Source organism: Streptomyces sp. NRRL WC-3549 (assembly GCF_000721935.1).
Classification (GTDB): domain Bacteria; phylum Actinomycetota; class Actinomycetes; order Streptomycetales; family Streptomycetaceae; genus Streptomyces.
The window spans coordinates 124,444-134,522 of record NZ_KL585421.1 but is presented as its reverse complement, the minus strand read 5'-3'; the positions used below and the strand labels follow the sequence as shown (position 1 = coordinate 134,522).

At 68.0% G+C, this 10,079-nt stretch carries 9 protein-coding genes and 3 pseudogenes; 8 read left to right on the top strand and 4 right to left on the bottom strand.

Features of this window, described 5'->3' with window-relative positions:
* The coding region (locus IH13_RS0125985) for an MFS transporter (protein ID WP_031088371.1) at window positions 1-477 on the bottom strand (477 nt) is incomplete at its 3' end.
* Window positions 478-676: 199 nt separating this feature from the next.
* Complete coding sequence (locus IH13_RS0125980) at window positions 677-1,120, bottom strand: SRPBCC family protein (RefSeq protein ID WP_031088369.1); 444 nt, start codon at window positions 1,118-1,120, stop codon at window positions 677-679.
* Window positions 1,121-1,267: 147 nt separating this feature from the next.
* Here IH13_RS0125980 and IH13_RS0125975 point away from each other — a divergent pair, with 147 nt between their 5' ends.
* From IH13_RS0125975 to IH13_RS38395, 4 genes and pseudogenes are all read left to right on the top strand, one after another.
* The gene (locus IH13_RS0125975) at window positions 1,268-2,314 is read left to right on the top strand and encodes an Rv2578c family radical SAM protein (protein WP_031088367.1); all 1,047 of its coding nucleotides are present in this window, start codon (window positions 1,268-1,270) and stop codon (window positions 2,312-2,314) included.
* A gap of 128 nt (window positions 2,315-2,442) precedes the next feature.
* Window positions 2,443-4,074 (top strand): alpha/beta hydrolase, encoded by a 1,632-nt coding sequence (locus IH13_RS0125970; protein WP_031088365.1) that lies wholly within the window; start codon window positions 2,443-2,445, stop codon window positions 4,072-4,074.
* Between the two features lie 36 nt (window positions 4,075-4,110).
* A complete protein-coding gene (locus tag IH13_RS0125965) occupies window positions 4,111-4,698 on the top strand; it encodes a GNAT family N-acetyltransferase (RefSeq protein ID WP_051835926.1) in 588 nt (195 codons plus the stop codon).
* A 318-nt stretch (window positions 4,699-5,016) separates the two neighbouring features.
* A pseudogene (locus IH13_RS38395) lies at window positions 5,017-5,739 on the top strand (ISAs1 family transposase); the annotation flags it as partial.
* A 428-nt stretch (window positions 5,740-6,167) separates the two neighbouring features.
* Here IH13_RS38395 and IH13_RS44945 read toward each other — a convergent pair.
* On the bottom strand, window positions 6,168-6,926 hold the full coding sequence (locus tag IH13_RS44945) for a hypothetical protein (protein WP_234433388.1): 759 nt from the start codon (window positions 6,924-6,926) through the stop codon (window positions 6,168-6,170).
* The gene (locus tag IH13_RS0125945; protein ID WP_158791304.1) at window positions 6,923-7,534 is read right to left on the bottom strand and encodes a hypothetical protein; all 612 of its coding nucleotides are present in this window, start codon (window positions 7,532-7,534) and stop codon (window positions 6,923-6,925) included. Before IH13_RS0125945 ends, IH13_RS44945 begins: the two co-directional genes overlap by 4 nt.
* A gap of 3 nt (window positions 7,535-7,537) precedes the next feature.
* Here IH13_RS0125945 and IH13_RS0125940 point away from each other — a divergent pair, with 3 nt between their 5' ends.
* The 4 genes and pseudogenes from IH13_RS0125940 to IH13_RS0125925 all read left to right on the top strand — a co-directional run.
* Complete coding sequence (locus tag IH13_RS0125940; protein WP_158791302.1) at window positions 7,538-7,975, top strand: hypothetical protein; 438 nt, start codon at window positions 7,538-7,540, stop codon at window positions 7,973-7,975.
* Window positions 7,972-8,496, top strand: a complete 525-nt coding sequence (locus IH13_RS0125935; RefSeq protein ID WP_031088358.1) for a hypothetical protein — start codon at window positions 7,972-7,974, stop codon at window positions 8,494-8,496. The genes IH13_RS0125940 and IH13_RS0125935 overlap by 4 nt, the downstream gene beginning before the upstream one ends.
* Window positions 8,497-9,185: 689 nt before the next feature.
* Window positions 9,186-9,548 (top strand): annotated as a pseudogene (locus tag IH13_RS38390) (transposase family protein); the annotation flags it as partial.
* Window positions 9,549-9,642: 94 nt separating this feature from the next.
* Window positions 9,643-9,903 (top strand): annotated as a pseudogene (locus tag IH13_RS0125925) (3'-5' exonuclease); the annotation flags it as partial.
* Window positions 9,904-10,079 lie beyond the last annotated feature (176 nt).

The following is a 10,079-nucleotide window of genomic DNA, read 5'->3' as shown; positions in this document are numbered from 1 at the left end:
GACGAAGACGACGATGGCGAACTGGAAGACGCCCTTGCGTCCGAAGAGGTCGCCGAGCTTGCCGTAGAGCGGCAGCCCGATGGTGGAGGCGAGCAGATAGGCGGTGACCGCCCAGGACATCTTGTCCAGACCGTGCAGCTCACCGACGATCTTCGGCAGGGCGGTGGCGACGATCATCTGGTCGAGCGCCGCGAGCAGCAGGGTGAGCATCAGCCCGAGGAAGACGAGGCGGATGCGGCGCGGGCTGATCTCTTCGGCGGGGCCGTCGGACGAGGCTCCGGACGGCGGCGCGGGAGGGACGGCGACGGGCCCGGCCGATGCGTCGGGGGACCGCCCGAGGAGATCGTCCGCCAGGCTGCCCGTGCCGCCGGGCTCCGCCCCGCCGCCTTCCCCGCCACCTTCCCCGCCGCCCGGTCCGGGGCCGTCACCCCCGGGCCCGTCCGCCTCGTCCTTCAGCAGAGTGATCCCACCCACCACCTGACGCTCCCCTCGTCGCTCCTGCGCCGCCCATTTCTCGCATCAGGCGGCAAGGCGGGGCAAACGCGACCGGGCGTGCAGGCGGCGCGCGTTGAGGGCGTATGCGCCGGTGAGAGGTGTTACGGCGCGCAACCGGCCGCCCCGGAAAACCACTCGTTCCGGTGAGGCCGATCGCGAACCGCCCGCGTCAGTACACGACTTACTTCTCGACCTCGGTGGCGAGGTTCTGCAGCAGCTCGTCGTGGATCCGGGCGAGCCCCTTGGGCGCGAAGGTCCTCTCGAAGAACCCTCCGATGCCGCCCGCGCCGTTCCAGACGGTGGAGACGGCCGCCTTGGAGTTCCCCTCTCCGGCCGGGGTGACGGTCCAGGTGGTGACCATCGAGGAGTTCCGGTCCTTCTCGACCAGCTGCCCCTCAGTGGGCTCGGTGACCTCCAGCAGGCAGTCACGGACCCGCTTGCTGGTGGCCTGGAGCTTCCAGTGCACGAGGGTGCCCTCGCCGTCGCCGCCCTCGCGCACCTCGTACTCGCTGTACTGCCCGGGGAGGATCTTGCCCCGGACCTCCTCGTAGTCGGCCAGCGCGTCGAACACCGCCTCCGGGCCCGCCGCGATGATCCGCTCCGTCGTGGCCTCGACCTGCGCCATGCCTGCTCCTCCAGCACTCGGTTGTTCGGGGTCGTGCTGAGCCAACCACCTCCGGTGCGCCCCTCAAAATCGGGCGTCCGGGGGCGGGCCGCACGATCAAGGGAACAAGTGTTCTATTCTCTGCCCAGTACCACCGAGGAGGTGTCCATGCGCTGGGACAATCTGGCCGACAACACCACGAAAGCGGAGAGCGGTGCCCTGTTCGCCGCGAACGCGGTCACCACCCGCACATTCGACACGCCCGAGTTCCGGGGAATCACCTTCCACGAGATCCGCGCGCGCTCGATCGTGAACCGGGTGCCCGGCGCGTCCCGGATGCCGTTCGAATGGACCGTGAACCCCTACCGGGGCTGCACCCACGCCTGCGTGTACTGCTTCGCCCGCAAGACCCACAGCTATCTGGACCTGGACACGGGCCTCGGCTTCGACTCGCAGATCGTCGTCAAGACCAACGCGGGCGAACTGCTGGCCCGGCACCTCTCCTCCCCGCAGTGGCACGGCGCGCACATCGCGATGGGCACGAACGTCGACTGCTACCAGCGGGCGGAGGGCCGCTACCGGCTGATGCCCGGGATCATCGCCGCCCTGCGGGACCACGCCAACCCCTTCTCCATCCTGACCAAGGGCACACTGATCCTGCGCGACCTGGAGCTGCTGAAGCAGGCGGCACGGGTCACCGAGGTCGGCATCTCCGTCTCGGTCGGCTTCACCGACCGCGAGCTGTGGCGCACGGTCGAGCCGGGCACGCCCTCCCCCGAGCGGCGCCTCGACGTCGTCCGCACGCTGGCCGCCCACGGCATCGGCTGCTCGGTGCTGATGGCACCGGTCATCCCCTTCCTCGGCGACCACCCCGAGCAGCTGCGCGCCACGGTCCGCGCCGTCGCCGAGGCCGGCGCGCACTCGGTGACCCCGCTCGTCCTGCACCTGCGACCGGGCGCCCGGGAGTGGTTCATGGCGTGGCTCGCCGAGCACCACCCGCAGCTGGTGCGGCGTTACGAACGGCTGTACGCGGACGGGGCGTACGCGCCGACCTGGTACCAGCGGCGCGTCACCCGCCGGGTGCACGAGCTGGCGGCCGAGTACGGCATCGGCCCCGCCCGCCGGGGCGAGGCCCGCCGCGTCCTCACGCCGGACACTCCGACGCCGGTCCCACTGCCGGACGATCCGGGACCCACCCAGCTGACCCTGCTCTGACCGCGCCACCGCGCGCTGACCAATCGGGTCAACTCTTGCCGGAATCTGTCCTTCCGCGCCCGGATTCGGGGAGCATGCGGCCGTGGCTGTGCCCCTCACAGCCGCGATTCCCCACCACGGGAGGCCGTATGACGAAACGTGCAGGCATTCTGGTCGCAGTCGGCGCCACGGTCGCCGGGCTGGTCACCGCGGTACCGTCCGCCGCGTCCACCGCACCCGGGGCCCCTCCGGCCGCCGCACCACTGAAGTGGACGGCCTGCGGGACCCAGGCGTATCCGACGCAGCAGTGCTCAACCGTCAGCGCTCCGCTGGATCATGACAGGCCGTCAGGCCGCCGGGTCACGCTCGCCCTCACCCGGATCCCGCACACGGTGAAGACCTCGCAGGGTCCGCTGCTGGTCAACCCCGGCGGACCGGGCGGCAGCGGGCTCTCGATGGCCGGCTTCGTGGCGTCCTCGCTGCCGGAGAAGCTCGCCGCCCAGTACGACGTGATCGGGTTCGACCCGCGCGGCGTCGGCAGGAGCAGCCCCGCGCTGGACTGCGTACCGAAGCACTTCGACCCGGTACGCCCCGACACCGTGCCCGGCACCCTCCGCGACGAGAGGGCCAACCGGGACAGGGCCGCGTCGTTCGCCGCCGCGTGCGGGAAGAAGTACGGGGACCTGCTCCCCTTCATGGACACCGTCAGCGCCGCGAAGGACCTCGACGTGATCCGCCGGGCCCTCGGCGCACGGCAGATCAACTACTTCGGCTACTCCTACGGCACCTACCTGGGGGCCGTCTACGCCAAGCTGTTCCCGGAGCACGTGCGGCGCCTGGTGCTCGACTCGATCGTCGACCCGGACGGCGTCTGGTACGAGGACAACCTCGGCCAGGACCACGCCTTCGACGCCCGCCACAAGGCGTTCGCCGCCTGGGTGGCGAAGAACGACGCCACCTACCGCCTCGGCACCGACCCGGCGAAGGTCGAAGCCGCCTGGTACCGGATGCGCGACGCGGTGCGGAAGCACCCCGCCGCGGGCAAGGTCGGCGCGAGCGAGCTGGAGGACACCTTCCTGCCCGGCGGCTACTACAACGGCTACTGGCCGCAACTGGCCGAGGCGTTCGCGGCGTACGTCCACGACAAGGACGAGGACGCGCTGGCCACGGCGTACGACGACTTCGCGGCGGTCGACGCGAGCGGCGACAACGGCTACTCCGTCTACACCGCGGTCCAGTGCCGCGACGCCGCCTGGCCGAAGTCCTGGACCACCTGGCGCAACGACACCTGGCAGACCCACCGCAAGGCGCCGTTCATGTCGTGGAACAACACCTGGTACAACGCGCCCTGCGCCACCTGGCCGGTGAAGCCCCTGGAGCCGGTGCGGGTCACCAACCACCAGATCCCGCCGGCCCTGCTCTTCCAGGCCACCGACGACGCGGCGACCCCGTACGAGGGCGGCCTCGCCGTGCACCGCAAGCTCAAGGGCTCACGCCTGGTGGTCGAGGAGGGCGGCGGCAACCACGGCATCAGCCTGAGCGGCAACGACTGCCTCGACGCCCACCTGATCGCCTACCTCACCGACGGAACCCTGCCCCGCTCCTCCGGCAGCGGCGCCGACGCGGTCTGCGACGCCCTCCCGGAGCCGGAGGCGGCGCCGACCGCGAGGGCGGGCGCGCAGGCGGGCGCGCAGGCGGGCGCGCAGGCGGGCGCGCAGGCGAAGGCCGCCACGGGCCAGAAGGGCACCGCCCTGCACAGCCTGCTCGGCTTCCGCGGCTGATAAATGCTCAGCCCCGTGCCGGGGGCGTACGCCAGAATGGCCCGCGTGACCCCACGCCCCTCCTCCGCGTACGCCCCCGGCACGCGTATACGCGCCATGACCCTCGACGACTGCGCCGCCGTGGCGGAGATCCGGGTGCGCGGCTGGCAGCGCGCGTACGCCGGGATGATCCCGCAGGCGCATCTGGACGCGATGGACACCGCCCGGGACGCCGAGCACCGGCGCGCGTACCTCATGGCGGAGGACGGCCCGGTGAACCTGGTGGCCGAGGCCCCGGACACCACGGTGACCGGCTGGGCCTGCTACGGCCCCTGCCGCGAGGGGAGCACGCGGCCGGAGAGCGCGGAACTGTACGCGCTCTACGCGCACCCCGACCACATCGGCACGGGCACCGGACGCGCGCTCCTGGCCGAGGTGACCGCGCGGGCACGGACGCAAGGATTCGCCTGGATGACGCTCTGGGTGCTGAAGGAGAACAGGCGGGCCCGGCGCTTCTACGAGCGGGCCGACTTCCGGCCGGACGGCACGGAGGAGACCTTCGAGGCCGACGGCGCCATGATCCCCGAACTCCGGTACACACGCCCGCTCAAGGCTGTACGGATGGCTTGTTACTGCTGTCGCTGAATTCGGCCGGGCGTCCAAGGTGGGGGCGGCCCCGAGGCATCGATACACGGCCCGCTCGAAGCCCTGCTCAAGGTTGTCGGTGAGCGGCATCAGCAGCACGAAGTCAGCTGGCACGACGAGTACTCGCTCCCGGACCTCGGTGTCCGGCCCGACTACCCACGCCACCACCGTCCGCCTCGTCCTCGCCGCCGCGGACGGCGACGCACTCGACCGCGCCATCGGTAACTTTCTCCAGGAACGCAAGGCCCGGCCCCATCGTCGGGACGGAGGGCGGTCACTGTCGACGGGAAGACACTCCGCGGCACCCGGACCGCCGACCGGACCGCCACCGCTTTGATCGCCGCGATGACCCACAGCGGCGAGGTCCTCGCCCAACGACAGATCGACAAGAAGAGCAACGAGATCCCGGCCTTCGGCCCGCTCCTGGACGGCCTCGACCTGACCGGTACCGTCATCACCGCCGATGCCCTGCACACCCAGCACGACCACGCCGTCTACCTGCACGAACGCGGGGCTCACTACCTCGCCGTCGTCAAGCGGAACCATCCCGGACTGCATGCGCGCATCCGTAGCCTGCCCTGGCGCGAGATCCGCCTGGACCACGTCGAGCGCACCCGGGCCCATCACCGCGACGAGATCCGCCGCCTGAAGACCGCGGCCTTCGCCCACATCGACTACCCGCACGCCCGCCAGGTCCTCCAAGTCGTGCGCTGGAGACGCGATCTGGGCACGGGCAAACTGACGATCGAGCGGATCCACCTGGTCACGAGTCTGCCGCCCGGTGCGGCCGACGGCAGCGAACTCGCGGCCTGGTTCCGCGGCCACTGGCGCATCGAGAACCAGCTCCACCACGTCCGCGACCGGACCTTCCACGAAGATGCCTCGCACATCCGCACCCGGCATCTACCCCGCGTCCTGGCCGGCCTGCGCAACCACGCCATCGGCGTCCACCGCCAAGACGGCCACACCAACATCGCCGCCGCCCTCCGCCGCACCGCCCGAGACCACCTGCGGCCCCTCACCGCCCTCGGCCTGACATGACGAACCCGGACACAAGATCACTTCTCAAAGCCCCTGCCTGGGACCCCACTCACGTACTACCTCTCGCCAGGAACGCGTAGATCGCACTCGCAGCATGAACCCCTGTGTCCGCGCTCCAGGGGACACCTCACAAGGCGTCCAACCCGGCCTTGCGGACGATCTTGACCAGTAGCACGCCCCGGCCTGCGACCACTGCCCTCGATGCGGACACGCGGGTAGGACCCGATACGCTTCTTCACCTGGAGAGTGCTTCTTCCCGTGCAGCCAACAGGACCCTAGAAAAGTCCCATCGTTGTAGGTCAGGAGCGCTCTCCGCTTATTTTCTCAAGCATGGCGCACCCCACCTCGTGGAGGCTTGAGGCTAGTCGGCGGGCCAGCACGACCCGCATGGCTTCCCAAGCCCACGAGAGAAGCGTTGTCCCCGTCTGTCAACTCCTGGAGGCCAGGGTCTCCGCGATGAGGTTTGCCGCTTCCATCTCGTCCAGCCAGACAAACCCGAGCGCTGAAGCATTCTCTGCAGACGAGGGAAGCGGCACGGCGCACTCCCAGCGCAGCCCGTCCCGACTGAAGGCCTCGTTGTGCTGTTCACCCTGTAGGACGCGCTGCCGCAACAAGGTGCCCTCCGAGTCAGTTGCTGCTGTGTAGTACGTGATGCGCCCCTTCCCATCCACTGCATCAAGCACTGCGCTGTCGAGGGAGCGCAGGGCGGGGGTGCCCAAGTGGCCCTGCAGAGTTCCAGGACGCATGAGCGCGCCTGTCAGGTCGATGAACCCAGCGTTGTCGCGAAGGAACTCGCCACCCCGCTCGTAGAATAGGATGAGCGGCTCGTAGAGATCGGGTAGATCCGCATCAATCGCTGCTCCCTGCGTTCGAAGTTCTGCCAGGTGTACTGCACCCGTGCAGGTACGCTTGATGGCGTCATCCCCTGTCAGCTGGACTAGGAAATCGCGCAAGTCCGCTTCGATTCCTGGGGAAAGCGCGAAATCGGAGTTCAGGTATTCGGTGGCGTCAAAGAAGGGCCACGCGGTGTCAGCCGAGCATGCGTGTGCCCACATACCCGCCCGACGGAGATATTCACGCATCAGTACACGGCGTGACATGACATGCGCAACGCCATCTTCCCAGTCTCCTGTCCACTCCACCGCACGTAGGCGCTCCAGCACGGCCGGCGATGCCCGGTCAGTCACTTCGCAATCCCCTTTGCTCGCAGCTCTTGTAGCAGGGCTGCCGTCACCTCATCGATGCTGGACAGGCCGGGAGACAACTCGACCTCTGGCAGCCCGAGCCCCAAGGCGCGCCACTGGTTGAATCCGCCTCGGTTCTCGTTCAGTGCAAGCTCATGAGCGCCAGCGTCCCGGTAGTTCTCAGGCCAGCTATGATAGTAGCCGGACTCATTCGGGTTTCGGTAGAATTCCCAGAGATGCTCAGCGTCGCGCACGTACGGTAGGCCTGCCTCGATGAAGTAGCTCTCGGTGTATTCGTGACCAATATACCGCTCAAATTTCTGCGTCTCGGCGGCGGTAAGGGGGCGCCGGCTCGCCGCCTTCCAGATCTCGGCTATATCGCTACGCGGCGTGAAATAGGCCTGGCGCATAAGATTTGGTCCTTGGGTCACTGCGTGCTCGGTGAGGAAGAAGTGTGTCCGGACCCGATCCAGCACGTCCAAGCTGATACCGGTGTTGTCTGAAATTCTCTGGATGTTCAGTGAAGCCGGGTTGGTGCGCACCATGTCGTAGAAGAGTGCCGCTGTCGGGTGCTCAGCCGTTGGCTCCTCGACATAACGGGCACCCTCCACGACGTGATCGTCCGGCCCGGCGAGTGGGTGCGCGGTCGGTTCACACCCCGTGACGACATCGCGAGGTTGTGGGACGGTGCGCGCAAGGGCACGCTGAGCAAGGCACAGGTCAAAGAATTCAGGAACCTCATGACGCATGAGTACGTGGAGAGTCGGCTTATGAAGGCTGGTCTGCCATACCTACAGGACCAGGCAGGCCTGTGGCGGAAGGAAGCCGACGGCACGTACGCCGACGGCGGAAGGTATTCGCCCAAGAGTCTTAGTGCAGCCGGCGCTCACGACCTGGCGCCGAACCCAGTGCGGGGTGGCTTCGGAACCGCCTGGCAGAAGCTCGGCCTGAAGCATCCGAAAACAGAACTTGCCGCGGATTTGTCGAATATCGATGACTTCGTTAAGGATGTCTTTCATGAGCTGCGAGCCAAGGGGCTGAACCTGAAGTGACCGACAATTCTTCACGTATCGTGTTGGCCAGGCTGCGGGCCATCAACTGGGACGACGACTCCGCGGCCTTCGACCACGCCCATTCGCGTGCTCTGCTGATGCGTGAGTACCTGCGCCGGGCGGCCCTGTGGGCCAGGGCTTATGACGCCGAGTCATCCTGGCCGTTTTTCGACATCGCCGAGCACGTCGACACCGCGATCACGACCCCGATCGACATCGCTGACGAGCTGGAGGAATTCCTGGAAGAGCTCGCCCCCGCCTCCCTCAGGACCACCTGCCGCGGCGCAGTCCGCTGGGCAGCCTTGCGGGAAGCCGGCAGCGACCTACTCACGGATCTGCCGGATCCGTACGAGCCGCTTCTGGCTATGTACGAACGCGGGGGCGGCTACTACCTTGAGGAGTATCTCGACCTCAACGGCGTAATGATCCCGTTGCGAGACCTGGAGAGCAATGCCTCCGAAGCTCCCTTCCTCACGCTCGCCCCGGCAGCCCTTGACGCGCTGGACGCCGAGAAGACCTGACGTAATAGTTGCCGGTTTCGGCATGAGGTTCTGAGTCGTCTCAAGCAGATTGTGCTGCTGGCGAGTTGGAGGGGAGACCCAGGTAGAGGTCCGCATGTATCTCGTAGGGATTCGGAGCCGTTGAACTGACCTCGATTCGTCAGCGGTGATCGCTGGCTGACGAGGTGATCACTTCGCCCTGTTTGTTCCGACGGGTGTCGGGTGGGCAGGGTCATTGCATGAACGTGATCTGTCTGGGTTCGTCACGTGAGGCCGAGGGGTCGTAGGGGCCGGTGGTAGTCGCGGCCGGTGTGGCGGAGGGTTGGCGGCGATGTTGGTCTGGCCGTCCTGGCGGAAGATGCTGATGGCGAGGTTATGTAGGGAGGCCATGGCTCGTGGCAGCTTGCCGGTGCGGACCTTGGAGTCGTCCTCGCGGGACGTGTGTCCCGGACGTGGTGCAGGAGGTTCTCGATGCCCCAGTGGCCTCTGATCCAGGTGGCGAGCTCGGTGCAGGTGGCGTCGAAGACGCTCAGGCTGTGATGAGGTAGACGCTCACGAGGCCCTTGCTCGCGAGGACGTATGTGATTTTTTTGCGTGTTGCCTCCATACGCCGACCGCCGCGTGAAGCCGTGTGAAACAGAGCGGGCAGGAATCACGCCGAGAGGCGGATTCCTGCCCGCTCCCCCTGACGGCCAGTATGCGGCCCTGGCCTCGAAGCTGACACCCGGCTCGTCGTGCTGGTCGGCCGGCCACTGCCCGGCAACCGCAACGACTGCAAGGCGTAGGAGGAGTCCGGCGCGAAGGCCGCCGTCGGCAAGACGATGGCGATCGCCGACGGCGGCCATCCGGTCACCGGGCTCGTAATGCCCCACCGACGCCGCAAAGGCGAAGAGCTGCCCGACTGGAAACAGGTTCACAACATGTCCCACAAACAGATCCGCGCCCGCGTCGAGCGCGTCTTCGCCCGCATGAAGACCTGGAAGGTCCTTCGCGGCTGCCGCCTCAAGGGCGACGGGGTCCACCACGCCATGCTCGGAATCGCCCGCCTGCACAACCTCAACCTCGCCGGATGAACGGGCAGTCGGGTTGGTCACCGACCACGTCCACACGACTCAGAGATCATTCACGGGGCAGGACTTAGCTCATCCAGCGGTCTGATGTGACGATGGCGTGCGTATCGGCACGATGTTCCGCTTCAAGGGGCTCGATTACCAGCGCGTGATCGTGGCCGGGGTCAGCAACGGGCTGGTCCCCCGGGACGACGTGAACCGGAGGCGTACCACCGATCCGGTGCGCCACCGGCGCGAGGTCCAGCAGGCACGCTCACTGCTGTTCGTCGCCACCACACGGGCCCGCGACAGCCTGGACATCTTCTGGCACGGCAGACCGAGCCCCTTCCTGGCGCCGCTGGTGACGGTCGGACGGTGAGGGGGTGCCGGTCGGTTGCGCTCTTCTCGGGCGCCGTACGCCCGTTCACCCCGCCCGCAACCGTCTGAGCGCCTCCGCCGCCGCCGCTCCCAGCCGGGGGTGGGGCAGGGCCGCCTCCAGGACCGGGCGGGCGCGGTCGTCGCCGAGGGCGCCCAGCCCCTCGACGCAGGCCAGTG

Coding starts and splice junctions, on each gene's coding strand:
- IH13_RS0125975 (WP_031088367.1), top strand. CDS start 1,268: ATGCGCTGGGACAATCTGGCCGACAACACCACGAAAGCGGAGAGCGGT.
- IH13_RS0125980 (WP_031088369.1), bottom strand. CDS start 1,120: ATGGCGCAGGTCGAGGCCACGACGGAGCGGATCATCGCGGCGGGCCCG.
- IH13_RS0125965 (WP_051835926.1), top strand. CDS start 4,111: ATGGCCCGCGTGACCCCACGCCCCTCCTCCGCGTACGCCCCCGGCACG.
- IH13_RS0125970 (WP_031088365.1), top strand. CDS start 2,443: ATGACGAAACGTGCAGGCATTCTGGTCGCAGTCGGCGCCACGGTCGCC.